The sequence below is a fragment of the Pseudomonas sp. YQ_6 genome, assembly GCF_043103245.1.
Lineage (GTDB): Bacteria > Pseudomonadota > Gammaproteobacteria > Pseudomonadales > Pseudomonadaceae > Aquipseudomonas > Aquipseudomonas alloputida.
On record NZ_JBICJR010000005.1, the window covers coordinates 46,007 to 63,457 of the forward strand.

A 17,451-nucleotide genomic window follows, 5' to 3' on the forward strand; every position below is an offset into this window, starting at 1 on the left:
TCAACAACCTATTTATCCAAATTAGTTCTGGAACTACGCATAGCCCTTGTATCCATTGGTTTTCAAGGCACTTCTTGCGTTCATTTCGTGCGCTGGAATGCACACTTATTAGACAACAAAGATCTTATATGGCAATTTGATATGAATAAATCTTCTTATCTATCGCGTTGAATGTACTTAGCTGTGTTGTTAAAAACCTGCAACACTATACGCGATAAGTTTATCGTCATTTTTTTGGCGAACAGCAGGATCAATTCCAGGATCAGGGAGATGTACCATGCGCGTTTTGAACCCCATCACCAGTGCTTTACTGTTGGCCCTGGCGAGTGCCAACGTACAGGCGATGTCGATTACCGAGGCTGTCCAAAGCGCCGTGGACTACCACCCACAAGTCAGCTCCAACCGTAACAGCAAGCTGTCGGCCGATGAAGACGTGAAGTTCGCGCGTGGTGGCTACTACCCTTCCGTGGACCTGGTTGCCGGTTACGGCCGCCAGCGCTCGGACAACGCCACTACCCGCGCCGAGGGAAACCACAACAAGGAAACCCTCAACTACACCCAGTCCGAACTGCGCCTGCGGCAGATGATCTTCGACGGCTTCAACACCTCGAATGAAGTAGGCCGCACCGAGGCGGTCTCTACCTCCCGCGCCTATTACACTCAGGCCGTTGCCCAGGATGTCGCCCTGCGTGCAGTCGAGGTCTACCTGGAAGTGCTCAAACGCCGTGAACTGGTGACCCTGGCCAAGAACAACCTGCAAGCTCACCTGCGCGTCAACGACCAGATTGGCCTGCGCAACGAGCGCGGCGTCGGCAGCACCGCCGACCTCGACCAGTCCCGCGCCCGTCGTGCCCTGGCGGAAAACAACCTGGACACCGCCGAAGTCGACCTGGCCGATGCCGAGGCCAACTTCTTCAGCGTGATCGGTCGCGCCCCGGACGAGCTGGAAAGCCCGCAGAGCATCAAGGGCGAGGTGCCAGGCACCCTCGACGAAGCCCGCGATGGCATGCGTCAGAACAACCCGTACATCAAGTCTGCCCAGGCTGACGTCAACGCCGCCGAGAAGCAGTACGAAGTGGGCAAGTCGACCTTCTACCCACGCTTCGACGCCATTCTGGCAACCGGAGCCAACAACAACACCGGCGGCGAGAAAGGCCACAACAACAACGACTGGCAAGCTGGCGTGGAGATGAACTACAACCTGTTCCGCGGTGGCAGCGACAAGGCTCGCCTGCAGTCCGACGCGCACAAGATCAACCAGGCACTGGACATTCGCAACAACGCCCTGCGTGAGTTGACCGAGAACCTGAGCCTGGCGTGGAACGCCATGAACAACGCCAGCAAGCAGCTGCCGACCGCGCGTGAATACGCCGAGACCACCAAGCGTGTGCGTGCGGCCTACCAGGACCAGTTCGGCCTGGGCCAGCGCACCCTGCTGGACGTACTCGACAGTGAGAACGAGCTGTACAACGCCGACCGCCGCTACACCGAGGTGCGTTACACCGAAGAGTTCTCGCGCTACCGCGTACTGGCGACCATGGGTGAATTGCTGAGCAAACAGCATATTTCGTTGCCACCAGAGGCGCTGGCGACCACCGAAGTCCGCACCGAGGCGCGTCTGCCTGAGATGCGTTGAGCGGGTTTTAGGTAGCGGGGCTGCTTTGTGTTGCGAATGGTGCAAAGCAGCCCTCAACCCTCATTCGCGGCCATGATTACGCTGAAAAGTCTCTACGCCCATGGCCCTGATCTGCCCCTCGATCAACGCCTCGAACGGCGCCAGCAGTGCATCGAAGCAGGCCGGTTGTTCCAGCGTATTCAATGCCCCGACCACAGCCTCGATCGTCGACAATGCTCCCGCCTCCGGCGCTTTGCGCAACCGATAGCGTGAAGCGGCCACCTGCCCCAGCGTCACCCGTGGCAGCCCCCCAAGCAACGGGTTCAGGTACAGCAGCTTGCGCGCCTTGCGCCAGGTGCCGTCGGGCACGATCAGCAGCAAAGGTTTGTCGCCCGCCTCGCCATAGGCTGTCAGCACCTGGGCGTCATCCCCCGGGAACAGCAGCACCGGCTGGTATTCAGGGGTGGCGAGCAGGTCATGCAGGTCATCGAACACCTCTCCAATCCGCAGCTCGGCATTGTTCAGGCCAAGGGCAGCCAGGCGCGCCGTGTTCAGGGCATGGGCAGTTTCACTGGGGTGCTGCAGCAGGATCACACGGGTGCGGCTGTCGAGCGCGGGGATCAGTGGGCATAGGCAATGGTCGAACGGGCGCTGGCAGCGCTCGCAGCGGGGTCTGGGCATGGCGGTCTCCTTGGCGGGGACAGTTTGCCACATAACCGGGGCCCGCTTTGCGGGCCATTCGCTCCTGTAGGAGCGGGCTTGCCCGCGAACACGGGCGAAGCCCGTGCCTGCCTCCGCGTGGCCTGCTTCGCGGCCCCAGCGATTTCAGCGGTTGAACCTTTCCGCCAGGCTGTGCAGGTACTCCGCCATGCGCTCGAGGTCCTGGCTGATTTCCGCGCCTTGCCTGGCTTGCCCGGCACTCTGGTCGCACAGTTGGGCAATCCTCACGATCTGCTGGTTGATGTCTTCAGCCACATGGCTCTGCTGCTCCGATGCCGTGGCCATCTGCTGGCTCATGCCGGTGATGCGGCTGACCGCCACGGCAATCCCGCTCAGCGCCGCCTGCACCGCCTCGACACTGTGCACACTGTCCCGGGAAATCTGCTCGCCCCGGCTGGCAGTGCTCACCGCTCGCTCCGCCCCGGCCCTCAACGAGGCAATGATATGGTGGATCTCTTCGGTCGACGCGCGGGTACGCTGCGCCAAAGACCGCACTTCATCAGCCACCACGGCGAACCCACGCCCTTGCTCACCGGCGCGCGCTGCTTCAATGGCAGCGTTAAGCGCCAGCAGGTTGGTCTGCTCGGCAATCGAAGTGATCACGTCGACCACACTACCAATCGACTGGGTCTGCTCGGCCAAGGCGTTGACTGCCTGACCAATGTCATTGACCGCATCACTCATGCTGCCCATGGCTTGCAGGCTCTTCAGGGCCAGCTCGCTGCCCTGCTGCGCCAGCTGGTCGGCATCACCTGCCGCGTGCGCCGTGCTTTGCACGTTGTGGGTGACCTGCTGGATGGTAGCCGCCATCTGCGCGATAGCCGTGGCGGACTGGTCGGTCTCGCTGCGCTGGCGGTCGAGCATCTGCGCCTGCGCATCGGACAGGTCAGAGGATTGCGCAGCCCGCGATTTTACCCCGACCCCGGCATCCACCAGTCGGGTCAGGGCCGTTTGCAGACGGGCTTCTTCGCTGATGATGGCCAGATCGAGCTGGCCCCGCAGGCCCGGGTTGTCGCTGTAGGTCAGCGCCACCAGCGGGCTGGTGAAGGCCTTGGGGTGCTCGGCCAGCGTGCGGCGGACGGCCTGGTTCTGCCGGTGCTCGACCAGGTACCAGGCCAGCAGCAGGCTCGCCATCAGCACCCCAAGCGCCGCGTAAGGCGGCAACCACAGGTAACCCGCCGCCGACAGCAGGCCGGCGCCGATCAGCGGCCAGCCATGGCCCAGGCCGTGCCCCAGACGAGCAGCCCAGGGCACCGGGCTGCGGCCATCGCGCAAGCGCGCATACAGTGCCTCGGCACGGCGGATCTGCTCACGGGTGGGCACCGAGCGCACCGACTCGTAGCCACTGATCCGCCCCTGTTCGTATATCGCCGTGACGTAGGCGCTTACCCAGTAGTAATCGCCGTTCTTCGCCCGGTTCTTGACGATGCCCATCCAGGGTTTGCCCTGCTTGATGGTTTCCCACATATGGCCAAACACCGCCGGCGGCATGTCCGGGTGGCGCACCAGGTTGTGCGGTTGACCGATCAGTTCGTCGTAGGTAAACCCGCTGATCGCCACAAAGGCGTCGTTGCAGTAGGTGATGCGGCTGTTGAGGTCAGTCGTGGAAATCAGGCGTTGATCGCCGGAGAAGGTTCTTTCGTGCTCAGTGACGGGCAAATTCATGCGCATCTTGGGCGATCCTTGCAGGATGAAATAAGGGGAAATCATCAGCGCAAGTTGATATGTAGCAGAGCGCTATCAGGTTAGCGGCCAGCGTTTACCGGAATTTAACCCCCTCCCGACGGAATGCATGAATGCGTCGCATCTCAGCCCACGTTGAGCTGGCTTTTCAACAGGTCACGGAAGGTCTGGATCAACGGTTCGCGGCTGCGCCCGCGGCGAATGATCAGCGAGAACGGGGCCTGGTAACCAAAGGTCGACGGCGACAGTACGCGCAAGTCACCTTTGTCGACCCAGGCTTGGGCGTAGTGCTCGGGCAAGTAGCCAATATAGGCCCCGGAAAGGATCAGGATCAGCTGCGCCTCCATACTTTCAACTGTCGCAGCACTGTGCTTGAAGCCATGCCGGGCCAGTTCGGCCTGGCTCCAATAACCACGGCCGACCATGCGCTGCTGGGTCACCACCTGCTCGGGAATGCGCCGCTCGGCATACAACGGGTGGCGGCTGCTGCAGTACAGCCAATGCTGCTCGCGGTACAACGGCTGGTAGAGCAGACCGCTCATCCGCGAAGAAAACGCGCCTATGGCCAGGTCCAGGCGGTTGTCCTGCACACCCAGTTGCAGCTCGTAGGGGCTGGACACCGACAGGTGCAGGTGCACCGCCGGGTGCTCCTGGCTGTAGGCGCCGATGGCTTCGGCCAGCGGCAAGGCGCGGTCACCGACCGTGGAGTCGATCACCCCAAGGTTGAGGGTGCCACGCAATTCACCCTTGAGGGCGGCGGCATACTGCTCGAAACCGTCCAGCTCGGCCAGCAGGCGCAGGGTTTCCTGATGGAACAGCTCGCCCTTGCTGGTCAGGCTGAAGCCACCCCGCCCCCGGTGGCACAGCACGATACCCAAGGCGCCCTCCAGCTGGCTCATGTAGGTACTGATGGCCGAGGTCGACAGGTTCAGCTCGCGCTGGGCGTTGGCAAAGCCCTGGTGGCGCACCACGCTGATGAAGATGCGCAGCAGTTTCAGGTCGGGCAAGGTCGAGGCCATGGTGCAACGGTTCCACAAAGGGTATGTGCGCGCAGTCTAACTGCTCCACCCGGCTTTAGTTCAGAAAATCCTGAACTAAGTATTTGTCGGTAGCGATTCTTCCCCGGCACTCCCTTGAGCAGACTTGGCCGAAATGTCCCTACCCGCCGGCAAAACCCACGTGAATGGCTCGCGGCGGCACAGGTTCGAACAAACACAACAATCGACCGACTGATGAGGCCCACCGTGGACAAGACTCTCCACCAACCACTGGGCGGCAACGAAATGCCGCGTTTCGGCGGCATCGCCACCATGCTCCGCCTCCCCCACCTGCAAAGCGCCGAAGGCCTGGATGCTGCCTTCATTGGCGTACCGCTGGATATCGGTACCTCGCTACGCTCCGGCACACGCTTCGGCCCGCGGCAGATCCGCGCCGAATCGGTGATGATCCGCCCGTACAACATGGCGACCGGTGCAGCCCCGTTCGACTCGCTGTCGGTAGCCGATATCGGTGATGTGGCAATCAACACCTTCAATCTGCTGGACGCCGTGCGCATCATCGAAGAAGCGTATGACGAGATCGTCGAGCACAACGTCATCCCCATGACCCTGGGTGGCGATCACACCATCACCCTGCCGATCCTGCGTGCGCTGCACAAGAAGCACGGCAAGATCGGCCTGGTGCACATCGATGCCCACGCCGACGTCAACGACCACATGTTCGGCGAGAAGATCGCCCACGGCACCACCTTCCGCCGCGCAGTGGAAGAAGGCCTGCTCGATTGTGACCGTGTGGTGCAGATCGGCCTGCGCGCCCAGGGCTACACAGCCGATGACTTCAACTGGAGCCGTCGCCAAGGCTTCCGCGTGGTCCAGGCCGAAGAGTGCTGGCATAAGTCGCTGGAGCCACTGATGGCCGAAGTGCGGGAAAAAGTCGGCGGCGGCCCGGTTTACCTGTCGTTCGACATCGATGGCATCGACCCGGCCTGGGCGCCCGGTACCGGTACCCCGGAAATCGGCGGCTTGACCACCATCCAGGCGATGGAGATCATTCGCGGCTGCCACGGCCTGGACCTGATCGGCTGTGACCTTGTCGAAGTCTCCCCGCCTTACGACACCACCGGCAACACCTCGCTGCTCGGTGCCAACCTGCTGTTCGAGATGCTCTGCGTGCTACCGGGCGTGGTGCGTCGTTAATACCGCTACACCCCGGCAGGAGCCATGAGGGAGGGCCACTGAGGCCCGCCAACACACGACAAGACCGCCGGGCGCGGTGAACCCGCCCGCATGGTCGATCTCGCCATAATAAAGATAATCGGGAGACCCCCAATGGCCTTGGACATCATTGTTGTAATGATCTACACCGCCGGCATGCTCGGGCTTGGCTGGTATGGCATGCGGCGCGCGAAAACCCATGAAGACTACCTGGTGGCCGGGCGCAATCTCGGCCCGGTGCTGTACATGGGCACCATGGCCACCACCGTGCTCGGTGGTGCTTCCACCGTCGGCACCGTGCGCCTGGGCTACGTCCACGGCATTTCCGGTTTCTGGCTGTGCGCAGCCCTGGGCCTGGGCATCATCGCCATCAACCTGTTCCTCGCCAAACCGCTGCTGCGCCTGCGCATCTTCACCGTGACCCAGGTACTGGAACAGCGCTACAACCCGACCGCACGCCAGGCCAGCGCCGTCATCATGCTGGCTTACGCGCTGATGATCGGTGTCACCTCGACCCTGGCCATGGCCACCGTCCTGCAGGTGCTGCTGGACCTGCCGTTCTGGGCTTCACTGATGCTCGGCGGCGGTGTGGTAGTGCTGTACTCCACCATTGGCGGCATGTGGTCGCTGACACTGACCGATATCGTCCAGTTCGTGATCAAGACCGTCGGCCTGATGTTCATCCTGCTGCCGGTGTGCCTGTACAAGGCCGGTGGCTGGGACACCCTGGTGGCCAAATTGCCAGCGGCCAGCTTCCAGCTGACTACCATTGGCTGGGACACCATCATCACTTACTTCCTGATCTACTTCTTCGGCATCCTCATCGGCCAGGACATCTGGCAGCGGGTGTTCACCGCCCGTGACGAAAAGGTCTGTCAGCGTGCCGGTACCACCGCTGGTGTGTACTGCGTGCTGTATGGCCTGGCCTGTGCTGCGATCGGCATGGCTGCGCATGTGCTGATGCCCGACCTGGCCAACCCGAACAACGCCTTTGCCGAGATGATCAAGACCACCCTGCCCGATGGCATCCGTGGCCTGCTGATGGCAGCAGCGCTGGCGGCCATGATGTCCACCGCCAGCGCCGGTCTGCTGGCTGCCTCGACCACCGTGACCGAAGACCTGCTGCCCAAGTTGCGTGGTGGCAAGCAGTCGAGCCTGGGTACCAGCCGCCTGTTCACCCTGCTCACCGGCCTGGTGGTGCTGGGCATCGCGCTGGTGGTAAATGATGTGATCAACGCCCTGACCCTGGCTTATAACCTGCTGGTCGGCGGTATGCTGATCCCGCTGATCGGGGCGATCTTCTGGAAGCGTGCGACCACCGCAGGCGCGATTGCCAGCATGTCGCTGGGCTTTGCTACCGCCCTGCTGTTCATGTTCCTGGACGGGCTGGAGGCCAATACGCCGATCTACTACAGCCTGGCAGTAGGGCTGGTGAGCTTTGTGGGGGTGAGCCTGGCGTCACGCAAGTCGGTGGCAGCGGTAAAGCTGGCCTGACTGCTGTACCGGCCCTTTCGCTTGTAGGAGCGGGCTTGCCCGCGAAAGGGCCGGCACAGGCAATAGACAATCAGCAGACACAAAAAGGCCGCTGCACCCAACCGGGTGAAGCGGCCTTTGTCGTTAATCAGCGCCGACGCGGTTGACGTTTGCGCTGCTCTTCATCAGTCGGGATCGGCACCGGCTGCAAGGGTGGTGGAATCAGCCCCAAGGCGACAGCAAGGTCATGGAGCCAGTTTGACAGTGGTTTATTCATAATGCCCCCTTGACGGGTCAGCCTCACGGCAAATCAATCCTGCGATGTTTCATACAGATCATAGCCCGATGTCCTGTATTACGCATGCCTCTGTTCCTACAGATAAGGGCGATTTTGACGCGGATCAAGCCGTGGCGGCGCATTCCGACGACTGGTTAATCGTTTCGCTTTGTTGCAGGTCGATCCATGCCTGCAGATTAGCCCCACGCATACCCTGGCGCCACATCAGCCAGGTGACCGCCTGATCGAAAGGTGCCTGCAGCGGGTGCACCCTCACCCGATCACGTCCAGGCAGGCTGTCGAGCATCGACTGGGCCATCATTGCCACACCCGCACCCGCGATCACACAGGCCAGCATGCTCTGGTACGACTCGATCTCCATCACACGCCCCATCGGCGTATGGGCATGGGCATACCAGGCCTCCAGGCGCATGCGGTACGAGCAGCCCTGGCGGAAGGTGAACACCGCCTTGCCCGCCACGTCCTTGGCTGTGAAGACCGCCGGGTGCTCAGGGCTGGTGATCAGTACCAGTTGCTCATCGCACAGCGGCACGCCATCCAGCCCGGCAAGGCTCGGTGGCCCGTCCACAAGAGCAGCATCCAGGGTGTGGTTCAACAGCCCTTCAAGCAACTCGCCGCTGGGTGCTGCACGCACTTGCAGGTTCACCTGCGGGTAAGCCTGATGATAGCGCGCCAGCAACGCCGGCAGGTGGGTCGCCGCCGTGCTGTACATGGTCCCCAGCACGAAGTCCCCAGCCGGCTGACCGCCACGCACGGCGCCCAGCGCTTCGTCGCGCAAGGCGGACATACGGTTGGCATAGTCCAGCAGCACCTTGCCTGCTGGCGACAGTTGCAGGCGCTGGCGTTCGCGCAGGAACAGTTCGACGCCCAGCTGCTCCTCGAGTTGGCGCAGGCGCGTGGAAAGGTTTGATGGCACTCGATGCAGACGCTCTGCGGCGCGGGTAACCGAACTTTCCTCGGCCACGGCCTGGAAGATACGCAGTTGGCTGAATTCCACAGCATTCTCCAAAACAGAACAACTTGATCATCATTATTCAATTTTATTGAAAAACAAAGCGCCTTAACCTGCCATCTATCGCTTACCTGCGCAGGAGACCTGTCATGTCGCCACTCATTCAACTGCTCGCCAGCGCCGTGGCGCTGATGATGGCCATGGGCATCGGCCGTTTCGCCCTCACCCCGCAACTGCCGCAACTGATTGCCGAAGGCCAGTTCGACCTGACAGTCGCCGGGCTGGTCGCGGCGGCCAATTACCTGGGCTATTTCGTGGGTGCGGTGGACGCCATGTTCGCCCGCTCGCCAGGCCAGGTACGGCTGCGCCTGCATGGGGGGCTGTGGCTGTGTGTGCTGCTGACCCTGGCCTCCTGGGCTGCCAACGGCTTCTGGGGGCACCTGCTGCTGCGCTTTGGCACAGGCGTAGCCAGCGCCTGGGTGCTGGTGATGATCACCAGCCTCAGCCAGCAAGTAGCCACTGCGCACAACCGCCAACGCCTGGGAGCGCTGGTATTCGCCGGGCCCGGCCTCGGTATCGCCGTGACCGGGCTACTGGCACTGGTTGCGCATGTGCTGGGGCTTGGCTCGGCAGCCCTGTGGCTGATCTATGCCATGGCTGCGCTGGTGATGCTGCTGGCAGTGCTGCCGTGGTTGCCACGGGCATTGCAAGCGGCACCGACTCAGTCGCCAGTACGGCAAGGCCCGACGCGCAATGTCGGCACTGGCCGCCTGGGGTTGGTGTATGGCCTGTATGGCATGGGCTACATCCTGCCGGCCACCTTTCTGTCACAGATGGCCAATCAGCAGTTTCGCGGACAGTGGCTGGCGGACCTGTTCTGGCCGGCGTTTGGCCTTGCGGCGGCGCTGGGCGTGTTGCTGGTGAGCGTGCGCCGTGGTGGCCGCACGTCAACCTGGTTGACCGCCACCCTGTGGTTGCAAGGGCTGGGTGTGGTGGCCTGCCTGATGGGTGGGGGTATCGGGCTGGCGCTGGGTGTCGCGCTGTGTGGCGGGCCGTTCCTGGCATGCATGCAACTGGTCATGCAACGCTCGCGCGAGTTGGCGCCACAGGCCACACAGCGCAATGCCGGGCTGCTGACCGCATGCTTTGCCTTGGGGCAGTTGAGTGGGCCGCTGTTGGCGGCGCTCAGCAGCCACTACAGCGGTGGGCTGCAACCCGCATTGATGCTGGCGGCGGGCGGGTTGGTGGTGGCTGGCGGGTTGGTCCAGTTGCCGGGTGATGCACAACAAGGAAGCGCCTGTCAGGCCAAGGTTGCATCCTGAGCCGGTACAGGCAACACATCACCCTACCAACCGCCGCAATTGTTGTTTCACCCAAGGCTCGGCACTGACCAGGATCACACCCAACAACACCATCAACGCCCCCACCACGAAATTCGCACTGAGCGGCTCATCCAGCAGCAAAACGCCAAAAGTCACCCCAAACAATGGGGTAATGAAGGAAAACACCGCGAGGTTCGACGCCAGGTATTTGCGCAGCAACCAGAACCAAGTGAGGTAGCTGATGAACGACACCACAATCCCCTGGAACAATACACTGCCCATCGCCAGCGGCGTCAGCGACACCGCGCCGATCTGCCCGCTGAGCAGGGCGATCAGCAACAGCCCGGCAAAACCGACCGCCAGCTGATAGAACAGGGTCAAGGTCGCTGGCGCCTCCGACAACCGCGAGCAGCGCACCACCACCGTGGTCGCGCCCCAGGCCAGCCCGGCGATCACGCCAAAGGCATCACCCAGCAAGGTGCGGCCGTCCATGTGCTCGAACGAAGTGCCACCGGCAAAGGCCATGGCAATGCCGCCGAAGGCCAGCAGAATGCCCAGCCACTGCAGCAGCCGCAAGCGTTCACTGGGTAGCCGAAAATGCAGGCCCAAGGCGGTAAATACCGGCGCGGTATAGAGGAATACCGACATGTGCGCCGCCGAGGTCAGTTTCAGCCCTTCGGCAATGAACAGAAACTCCACCCCGAACAGCCCGCCCGCCACCAGCCCTGCGCGCCAGGTGCTACCGACCTGCTCCCAGCCTCCCCGCCAGCACAGCATCAGGCCTACCAGCACAGCGGCAATGCCATTGCGCAGTGCTGCCTGCATCACCGGCGCGATATCGACGGCGGCGGTCTTGATCAGTACCTGCTGGCAGCCCCAGATCAGGCAAAGGCCCAGCATTACCTGGAAGGCAAAGGCGTCAGGGTTCTTGCGGACCGCGCTCATAAGCGGGCCTCTGGGGTGATCGTAGGCATGGGCAAGGCTCGGCAGCGTTCAGAGGCTACCGATTATCGGGTTTTGAATGCTGCACTTGCCAGCCTTAAAACGACCTCAAGCAATCTGTGCCTTCGCAGATACCCGTTCGAACGTCGTTTCGTCCAGCGCATCCTCCTGCTCATCCAGCACCTGGCGCGGGTGCTCGAAGCCGGGGATGCTGCTGTCGATCAGGCTCATCAAGCGCGAGCCGCGTTCGGTCAGGACGAAGTTTTCGCCATTGCCGCCGTCCTCTTCAGGCCGGCATTCAATGAATCCGCGCTCAAATAGCAGCTTTTCATACTCGCATGCACGGGTTTTCAGGTGATCCACGTCACCCACCGGCTCACCCTTGGCGGCCAGTGCAGCAGCATGCTGCTCGGCATAGGGGCGGGGCGTGAAGCTGTGACCGGCGCCGTTCTGCACTTCGTGCAGCAAGCGTTCGATCAGGTCCCAGTCGTAGGCGATGCTCATGGCTACGGGCTCCTGCTGTGGACGAAAGGGGTACACAGGTTGGGACCTGCCAAGGTTGCCAAGCGTTCCAAAGCGCTTAGCGCTGGCGTTGTTGCGCTTGCATGTACTGGCGCAGCAACTGATTGATGCGGGTCTGGTAGCCGCTGCCCTGCTCCTTGAACCAGGCGAGGACATCTGAGTCCAGTCGAATGGTCACCGTCTGCTTGGCGGGAACGCGCAGCTCGGCCTGGCGGAAAAAGTCCTGGTCCAGTTCAGGGATATCTGATGTGTCGATATCCTTGTCGTCCTGTCGGGCCAGGCGGCTCCAGTCAGTTCTCGATGATTTGGTCATAGTACCTGGCCTCCCGTTTGGTGGCTTTTCTTGCAGAAATGATGCGTATCACCTCACCCCGCCTCTCCGTGTACACGACGACACCTATCAGCGCCTTTAGCCATCCTAGGCTGACCCAACGTTCTTCAGCACATTCCACATCCTCATCACGCCGGATCAACATGGGATGGTTGAACATGTCAGGAACGTCGGCAAAGTCGATGCCGTGCTTGCGGATATTGCTCTGGTTTTTCCCTTCGTCCCATTCAAAGAACATGGGACGACCTGTATTTACAGCTGTACATACAATACCCCCTCTTTTCCTTCGAGACTAGAGCGATGTAGCGTGCTGCTCAACGGCGCTGGAGGGATACGGGAGCGTTTCAGAAACGGACTACCACCACCAAAGAAATCTTCCATCGGTCGCAAGCCCTGAACTTCCCTGCACCCACAGCCCTCCACCGGGCATCACCACCGCCGGAGGTTGGAAGGATGAAACCGCTACTGCCCATAGCCTGTGCCACTGCCCTGGTCTGCGCCCTGCCCGCTTGGGCCTGCACACCTGAAGAAGCAACGCAAAAACGTGAGAAGCTGGCCGGGCTGGTTACTCAGTTGACCGAGCAGAACCCGCAAAAGGCCAAGGAGATCAATGATGAGCTTCAGGGGATGGATCTGGGGACGGCGAGCAAGGACTTGCCCGACAAGTGTCAGCTGATCGACCAACGGATCAAGGAGTTGAAACAGGCAGAGAAAAAGGCGGAGTGATCGTTCGTCGCCTGCGCACGCCCTTCGCAGATGCGAACTTGCGTCGCTTCTGCAAAGGGCCTGCGTGAGTCTTATTCAGCAGCAGGCTTGCGCTTCTTCAGCGGTGCCAGGCCGTCAGCACTGGCCAGAGGCGCGTTGGCCTTCGGCTTGGCAGTAGGCTTGCGCTTGGCTGCGGCTTTCTTGTCGCCAGTCTTCTTCTCGACCTTTTTCTTCTTGCTACCAGCCGCCTTGCCCGAGGCCTTGACCTTCTTCGGCCCGTTGTAGGTGCCCTTCACTTCCTTGATGACCCGGCGCTCGAACTGCTGCTTGAGGTAGCGCTCGATGCTCGACATCAGGTTCCAGTCGTTGTGGGTGATCAGCGAGATCGCCAGGCCTTCGCCACCGGCACGGCCGGTACGGCCCACACGGTGGACGTACTCGTCACCGCTGCGTGGCATGTCGAAGTTGATCACCAGGTCCAGGCCGTCGATATCCAGGCCACGGGCTGCCACGTCGGTAGCCACCAGCACTTTGGAGCTGCCCTGCTTGAAGCGCTCGATAGCCAGCTTGCGGTCCTTCTGGTCCTTTTCGCCATGCAGCACGAAGGCCTTCACATCCTTGGCCACCAGGTGACCGTAGATGCGGTCGGCCATGGCGCGGGTATTGGTGAAGATGATCGCCTTGTCGAAGGTTTCGTTGGCCAGCAACCACTGCGCGATCTGCTCTTTATGCTGGTCGTGGTCGGCGGTGATAATCTGCTGGCGGGTGCCTTCAGCCAGTTGCGAGACACTGTTGAGCATCAGGTGTTCAGGGTCTTTCAGCACCTTGCCGATGATGTCGCGCAGGGCCGCGCCACCGGTAGTAGCCGAGAACAGCAAGGTCTGCTCGCGGTTCTCGCACTCTTTGCACAGGCGCTCCATGTCTTCAGCAAAGCCCATGTCGAGCATGCGGTCGGCTTCGTCCAGGATCAGGACCTGCACGTGGGACAGGTCGAGGTTGCCGGCATTGAGCTGCTCGAGCAGGCGACCCGGGGTGCCGATCAGCACGTCGGGCACCTTGCGCAGCATGGCGGCCTGTTCCTTGAAGTCTTCACCGCCGGTGACCAGGCCCGCCTTGACGTAGGTGAACTGCGAGAACAGCTGCACTTGCTTGAGGGTCTGCTGGGCCAGCTCGCGGGTCGGCAGCAGGATCAGCGAGCGGATCTCGACGCGCCCGCCTTTCAGGTCGACCAGGCGGTTGAGCAGCGGCAGGACGAACGCCGCGGTCTTGCCGCTGCCGGTCTGCGCAGTCACACGCAGATCACGCCCTTGCAGGGCCAAGGGGATGGCCGCGGCCTGCACCGGGGTTGGCTCGACAAATTTAAGCTCGGCCACGGCTTTAAGCAGGCGTTCATGCAGGGCGAATTGGGAGAACACGGAGGTAACCTCAGACAAGTGCGGGAAATTCAGTTGCATAGGGTAACGTTTTCTGCCGCCTTAGCCGAATTTCTTTTGGCAACTTTGTCGCTATCCGCGCTCTAATACGGCTTCGTTTCGCAACAAGACTGTACGCAAGCCCATGGATATCCAACGAATCTGGCGTGACTCCCTCGACCTGTGGGGCACCCTCGACCAACATCCCATGCTGCACGCCGCCATCGGTCTGGCGGTACTGCTGCTCATCTCCCTGGTAGTCGGCCGCCTGGCGCGCTTCCTGATACTGCACGGCGCGCGCCTGCTGGCCCGCCAGCCTGCGCTGAAGTGGCTGGACGACCTGCGCCACAACAAGGTGTTCCACCGCCTGGCGCAAACGACCCCGTCACTGGTGCTGCAATTCGGCCTGAAGCTGGTGCCTGAGCTGTCCGACACCGCCCAGCACTTCCTCGGCAATGTCGCCCTGGCCTTTACCCTGCTGTTCATGACCATGGCGCTGTCATGCCTGCTGGATGCCCTGCTCGACATCTATGCCCGTACCGAACATGCCCGCACCCGCTCGATCAAGGGCTACGTGCAACTGGCCAAGATGATGCTGTGGATCTTCGCCTCGATCGTCATCGTCGCTACCCTGATCGACCGCTCGCCGCTGTTGCTGCTGTCCGGCCTGGGTGCGATGTCGGCGGTGCTGCTGTTGGTGTACAAGGACACCCTGCTGTCGTTCGTCGCCAGCGTGCAGTTGACCAGCAACGACATGCTGCATGTGGGTGACTGGATCGAAATGCCGCAGGTAGGCGCCGATGGCGACGTGGTGGACATCACCTTGCACACGGTTAAAGTGCAGAACTTCGACAAGACCATCGTCTCCATCCCCACCTGGCGCCTGATGAGCGAGTCATTCCGCAATTACCGCGGCATGCAGCAGTCCGGTGGCCGGCGCATCAAGCGCAGCCTGTTCATCGACGCCGCCGGCGTGCGCTTCCTCACCCGCGAAGAAGAACAGCGCCTGAGCCAGGTGCAGCTACTGAGTGACTACCTGGCGGGCAAGCGCCAGGAACTGCAAAACTGGAACGAGGCGCTGGGGCCGGTGGCGGACCTGTCGGCCAACCGCCGCAAGCTGACCAACATTGGCACCTTCCGCGCGTTCGCCCTGGCTTACCTGAAGAACCACCCCAATATTCACCCGAACATGACCTGTATGGTGCGGCAGATGCAGACCACCGCCGAAGGCGTGCCGCTGGAGATCTACTGCTTCACCACCACCACGGTGTGGGCGGATTACGAACGGATCCAGGGAGATATCTTCGACTACCTGCTGGCGGTATTGCCGGAGTTCGGCTTGAGCCTGTATCAGCAGCCGAGTGGCAATGACATGCGCGTGGGATTGGCGGGGCGCACGGCGGCAGAGCCGATGCCGCGTCGACTTGAAGAGATGAACGAGGCCTGAGATTGCCGGGGCTGCCTAGCAGCCCCGGATCAAAGGGCGCGTCAGGCCTTGCCGGCCAGCGGCGCCTGTGCGCGCCCACCCAGGCGGCTCAGCCACACCGACGCCAGGATGATCCCCCCGCCGATGAACAGCCGCCCTAGCGGCTCGTGCTGGTTCCAGATCAACAGGTTCAGCAACAGCCCTACCGGCACATGCAGGTTGTTCATCACCGCCAGCGTACCGCCAGAAACCAGGCATGCACCTTTGTTCCACCAGTACAGCCCCAGCGCCGTCGGACACAGCCCCAGGAACAACAGCACCAGCCATTGCACATCAGTGCTCGGCAGGTGCTGAGTGTTGCCGAACAGCAAGAAAGCCGGCAGCACCACCAGCAACGCGCCGAGGTAAAAGTACCCAAAGCGCGCGTAGTGTGGCAGGTCGCTGGGATGGCGAGCGACCAGGTGACGGTACAGCACCTGGCCGGCAGCGTAGGTGAAGTTGGCCAATTGCAGCAGCAGGAAGCCGATGAAGAACTCGCCGCTGATGCTGTCGAAGCGGATCACGGCGGCGCCCGCTACCGCAACCAGCGCGGCCAGCAGCGCCCACGGGTTGAAGCGACGGTTCAGGGCGTCTTCGATCAGCGTCACGTGCAGCGGCGTGAGGATGGTAAACAGCAGCACCTCTGGCACCGTGAGCACGCGGAAACTCAGGTACAGGCAGACGTAGGTAATGCCGTACTGCAACGCGCCGATCAGCAGCATCCAGCGCATGAAGCGCGGCTCGACGTGACGCCAGCGGGTCAACGGCAGGAAGACCAGGCCGGCCAGCAGCACCCTGGCGAGCACTGCGAAATAGCTGTCGACGTGCCCGGCCAGGTACTCGCCGATCAGGCTGAAGGAAAACGCCTGGATCAGCGCGACGATTATCAGGTAGCCCATGGTTGCCTCTCGTGAATCAAGGCGGCGACCTTAGCGGGTTGCGGCGAATGAGTTCAACCATGAGGAATGTAGGGGCTGTACCGGCCTCTTCGCGGGCACGCCCGCTCCCACAGGGACCTGCATATCTTCCGGCGAGCGAATAGGCCGGCACTGACCACCAAAAAACCCCAGGCATAAAAAAGCCCGGCCATACAAGCCGGGCAGGTACACCCAAAGGAGCAAAAACAGGTGTCAGGGTTGGGAATTCGTGAAGCCTCAGGCCACCGCTGCCAACTTGGCCTTGGCCTGGTTGACGCCCTTCTCGTGGAACTCGCCGCTCATGTTCAGGCCTTCGGCATGGATGAAGTCGACATCGTGGATGCCGATGAAAGCCATCACCTGGCGCAGGTACGGTTCCTGATGGTCACTGCTGGCACCCGCATGGATGCCGCCGCGCGCAGTCAGGACGATGGCGCGCTTGCCGGTCAGCAGGCCTTGCGGGCCGGTCGGGGTGTATTTGAAGGTGATGCCGGCACGCAGCACATGGTCCAGCCAGGCTTTCAGGGTGCTGGGGATGGTGAAGTTGTACATGGGCGCAGCCATCACCAGTACGTCGGCAGCCAACAACTCATTCGTCAGTTCGTTGGAACGGGCCAAGGCTTCCAGCTCGGCGGCGCTGCGCTGTTCTTCGGGCTTCATCCAGCCACCCAGCAGGTTCGCGTCCAGGTGGGGAACCGGGCTTACTGCCAGGTCGCGCACAGTGATCTGATCGGCCGGGTGAGCGGCCTGCCATTGCTGAATGAAGTCCTTGGTCAGCTGACGGGAAACGGAATCCTGCTGGCGGGCGCTGCTTTCGATGATCAGTACGCGGGACATGGGGGTGCCTCCATCGGCAAAAAAGGGTGCGATTCGATGGAGGT

Annotated in this window: 18 protein-coding genes; 6 read left to right on the forward strand and 12 right to left on the reverse strand. The window is 61.9% G+C overall.

Annotation, left to right across the window (positions count from 1 at the left end):
* Nucleotides 1-277 precede the first annotated feature (277 nt).
* Nucleotides 278-1,636: a TolC family outer membrane protein gene (locus ACF8FG_RS00930; RefSeq protein ID WP_012051559.1), complete on the forward strand. Its 1,359-nt coding sequence runs from the start codon at nucleotides 278-280 to the stop codon at nucleotides 1,634-1,636.
* Nucleotides 1,637-1,696: 60 nt separating this feature from the next.
* Here the strand turns inward: ACF8FG_RS00930 and ACF8FG_RS00935 are convergent, their stop codons facing one another.
* The 3 genes from ACF8FG_RS00935 to ACF8FG_RS00945 all read right to left on the reverse strand — a co-directional run bounded on the left by ACF8FG_RS00935 (nucleotide 1,697) and on the right by ACF8FG_RS00945 (nucleotide 5,037).
* Nucleotides 1,697-2,296 carry a tRNA-uridine aminocarboxypropyltransferase gene (locus ACF8FG_RS00935; protein ID WP_014590075.1) on the reverse strand — a complete coding sequence of 200 codons (600 nt, stop codon included), beginning with the start codon at nucleotides 2,294-2,296 and terminating at the stop codon, nucleotides 1,697-1,699.
* A 144-nt stretch (nucleotides 2,297-2,440) separates the two neighbouring features.
* Nucleotides 2,441-4,006: a PAS domain-containing methyl-accepting chemotaxis protein gene (locus ACF8FG_RS00940; RefSeq protein WP_019437582.1), complete on the reverse strand. Its 1,566-nt coding sequence runs from the start codon at nucleotides 4,004-4,006 to the stop codon at nucleotides 2,441-2,443.
* A gap of 137 nt (nucleotides 4,007-4,143) precedes the next feature.
* Nucleotides 4,144-5,037, reverse strand: a complete 894-nt coding sequence (locus ACF8FG_RS00945; RefSeq protein WP_003254585.1) for a LysR family transcriptional regulator — start codon at nucleotides 5,035-5,037, stop codon at nucleotides 4,144-4,146.
* A gap of 225 nt (nucleotides 5,038-5,262) precedes the next feature.
* Here ACF8FG_RS00945 and speB point away from each other — a divergent pair, with 225 nt between their 5' ends.
* Together speB and ACF8FG_RS00955 are read left to right on the forward strand one after the other, a co-directional pair.
* Nucleotides 5,263-6,213: an agmatinase gene (speB, locus tag ACF8FG_RS00950; RefSeq protein ID WP_003254586.1), complete on the forward strand. Its 951-nt coding sequence runs from the start codon at nucleotides 5,263-5,265 to the stop codon at nucleotides 6,211-6,213.
* A 132-nt stretch (nucleotides 6,214-6,345) separates the two neighbouring features.
* Complete coding sequence (locus ACF8FG_RS00955) at nucleotides 6,346-7,725, forward strand: sodium:solute symporter (protein ID WP_014590073.1); 1,380 nt, start codon at nucleotides 6,346-6,348, stop codon at nucleotides 7,723-7,725.
* 127 nt (nucleotides 7,726-7,852) lie between these two features.
* Here ACF8FG_RS00955 and ACF8FG_RS00960 read toward each other — a convergent pair whose 3' ends face one another.
* Nucleotides 7,853-7,981 (reverse strand): PA1414 family protein, encoded by a 129-nt coding sequence (locus ACF8FG_RS00960; protein WP_009683677.1) that lies wholly within the window; start codon nucleotides 7,979-7,981, stop codon nucleotides 7,853-7,855.
* A 124-nt stretch (nucleotides 7,982-8,105) separates the two neighbouring features.
* Nucleotides 8,106-8,999 (reverse strand): LysR family transcriptional regulator, encoded by an 894-nt coding sequence (locus ACF8FG_RS00965; RefSeq protein WP_076402678.1) that lies wholly within the window; start codon nucleotides 8,997-8,999, stop codon nucleotides 8,106-8,108.
* Nucleotides 9,000-9,103: 104 nt separating this feature from the next.
* Between ACF8FG_RS00965 and ACF8FG_RS00970 the strand changes: the two genes are divergently transcribed.
* On the forward strand, nucleotides 9,104-10,276 hold the full coding sequence (locus tag ACF8FG_RS00970; protein ID WP_014590071.1) for an MFS transporter: 1,173 nt from the start codon (nucleotides 9,104-9,106) through the stop codon (nucleotides 10,274-10,276).
* A gap of 18 nt (nucleotides 10,277-10,294) precedes the next feature.
* Here the strand turns inward: ACF8FG_RS00970 and ACF8FG_RS00975 are convergent, their stop codons facing one another.
* From ACF8FG_RS00975 to ACF8FG_RS00990, 4 genes are all read right to left on the reverse strand, one after another.
* Entirely contained in the window at nucleotides 10,295-11,221 is a 927-nt protein-coding gene (locus tag ACF8FG_RS00975) for a DMT family transporter (RefSeq protein ID WP_076402677.1), read from the reverse strand.
* A gap of 105 nt (nucleotides 11,222-11,326) precedes the next feature.
* A complete protein-coding gene (locus tag ACF8FG_RS00980; protein ID WP_014590069.1) occupies nucleotides 11,327-11,722 on the reverse strand; it encodes a hypothetical protein in 396 nt (131 codons plus the stop codon).
* Between the two features lie 76 nt (nucleotides 11,723-11,798).
* Entirely contained in the window at nucleotides 11,799-12,053 is a 255-nt protein-coding gene (locus ACF8FG_RS00985; RefSeq protein WP_004576871.1) for a BrnA antitoxin family protein, read from the reverse strand.
* Nucleotides 12,031-12,309 (reverse strand): BrnT family toxin, encoded by a 279-nt coding sequence (locus ACF8FG_RS00990; protein ID WP_010955211.1) that lies wholly within the window; start codon nucleotides 12,307-12,309, stop codon nucleotides 12,031-12,033. The genes ACF8FG_RS00985 and ACF8FG_RS00990 overlap by 23 nt, the downstream gene beginning before the upstream one ends.
* Nucleotides 12,310-12,524: 215 nt before the next feature.
* Between ACF8FG_RS00990 and ACF8FG_RS00995 the strand changes: the two genes are divergently transcribed.
* The gene (locus ACF8FG_RS00995) at nucleotides 12,525-12,797 is read left to right on the forward strand and encodes a hypothetical protein (protein WP_076402676.1); all 273 of its coding nucleotides are present in this window, start codon (nucleotides 12,525-12,527) and stop codon (nucleotides 12,795-12,797) included.
* Between the two features lie 71 nt (nucleotides 12,798-12,868).
* On the opposite strand, the gene ACF8FG_RS01000 is transcribed toward ACF8FG_RS00995, so the two are convergent.
* Nucleotides 12,869-14,230 carry a DEAD/DEAH box helicase gene (locus ACF8FG_RS01000; RefSeq protein WP_019437579.1) on the reverse strand — a complete coding sequence of 454 codons (1,362 nt, stop codon included), beginning with the start codon at nucleotides 14,228-14,230 and terminating at the stop codon, nucleotides 12,869-12,871.
* A 103-nt stretch (nucleotides 14,231-14,333) separates the two neighbouring features.
* Between ACF8FG_RS01000 and ACF8FG_RS01005 the strand changes: the two genes are divergently transcribed.
* On the forward strand, nucleotides 14,334-15,635 hold the full coding sequence (locus ACF8FG_RS01005) for a mechanosensitive ion channel family protein (protein WP_014590066.1): 1,302 nt from the start codon (nucleotides 14,334-14,336) through the stop codon (nucleotides 15,633-15,635).
* 41 nt (nucleotides 15,636-15,676) lie between these two features.
* Here the strand turns inward: ACF8FG_RS01005 and ACF8FG_RS01010 are convergent, their stop codons facing one another.
* Both ACF8FG_RS01010 and ACF8FG_RS01015 read right to left on the reverse strand, forming a co-directional pair.
* A complete protein-coding gene (locus tag ACF8FG_RS01010) occupies nucleotides 15,677-16,552 on the reverse strand; it encodes a carboxylate/amino acid/amine transporter (RefSeq protein WP_047604239.1) in 876 nt (291 codons plus the stop codon).
* 255 nt (nucleotides 16,553-16,807) lie between these two features.
* Entirely contained in the window at nucleotides 16,808-17,407 is a 600-nt protein-coding gene (locus ACF8FG_RS01015) for an FMN-dependent NADH-azoreductase (protein ID WP_014590065.1), read from the reverse strand.
* Between the last annotated feature and the right edge of the window lie 44 nt (nucleotides 17,408-17,451).

Bases quoted from the DNA above. Each gene is read 5' to 3' on its own strand.
- ACF8FG_RS00985 (WP_004576871.1), bottom strand. From the start codon at position 12,053: ATGACCAAATCATCGAGAACTGACTGGAGCCGCCTGGCCCGACAGGAC.
- ACF8FG_RS00995 (WP_076402676.1), top strand. From the start codon at position 12,525: ATGAAACCGCTACTGCCCATAGCCTGTGCCACTGCCCTGGTCTGCGCC.
- ACF8FG_RS00970 (WP_014590071.1), top strand. From the start codon at position 9,104: ATGTCGCCACTCATTCAACTGCTCGCCAGCGCCGTGGCGCTGATGATG.
- ACF8FG_RS01005 (WP_014590066.1), top strand. From the start codon at position 14,334: ATGGATATCCAACGAATCTGGCGTGACTCCCTCGACCTGTGGGGCACC.
- ACF8FG_RS00945 (WP_003254585.1), bottom strand. From the start codon at position 5,037: ATGGCCTCGACCTTGCCCGACCTGAAACTGCTGCGCATCTTCATCAGC.
- ACF8FG_RS01010 (WP_047604239.1), bottom strand. From the start codon at position 16,552: ATGGGCTACCTGATAATCGTCGCGCTGATCCAGGCGTTTTCCTTCAGC.
- ACF8FG_RS01000 (WP_019437579.1), bottom strand. From the start codon at position 14,230: ATGCAACTGAATTTCCCGCACTTGTCTGAGGTTACCTCCGTGTTCTCC.
- ACF8FG_RS00960 (WP_009683677.1), bottom strand. From the start codon at position 7,981: ATGAATAAACCACTGTCAAACTGGCTCCATGACCTTGCTGTCGCCTTG.
- ACF8FG_RS00955 (WP_014590073.1), top strand. From the start codon at position 6,346: ATGGCCTTGGACATCATTGTTGTAATGATCTACACCGCCGGCATGCTC.
- ACF8FG_RS00930 (WP_012051559.1), top strand. From the start codon at position 278: ATGCGCGTTTTGAACCCCATCACCAGTGCTTTACTGTTGGCCCTGGCG.
- ACF8FG_RS00990 (WP_010955211.1), bottom strand. From the start codon at position 12,309: ATGTTCTTTGAATGGGACGAAGGGAAAAACCAGAGCAATATCCGCAAG.
- ACF8FG_RS00940 (WP_019437582.1), bottom strand. From the start codon at position 4,006: ATGCGCATGAATTTGCCCGTCACTGAGCACGAAAGAACCTTCTCCGGC.
- ACF8FG_RS01015 (WP_014590065.1), bottom strand. From the start codon at position 17,407: ATGTCCCGCGTACTGATCATCGAAAGCAGCGCCCGCCAGCAGGATTCC.
- ACF8FG_RS00980 (WP_014590069.1), bottom strand. From the start codon at position 11,722: ATGAGCATCGCCTACGACTGGGACCTGATCGAACGCTTGCTGCACGAA.
- ACF8FG_RS00975 (WP_076402677.1), bottom strand. From the start codon at position 11,221: ATGAGCGCGGTCCGCAAGAACCCTGACGCCTTTGCCTTCCAGGTAATG.
- ACF8FG_RS00935 (WP_014590075.1), bottom strand. From the start codon at position 2,296: ATGCCCAGACCCCGCTGCGAGCGCTGCCAGCGCCCGTTCGACCATTGC.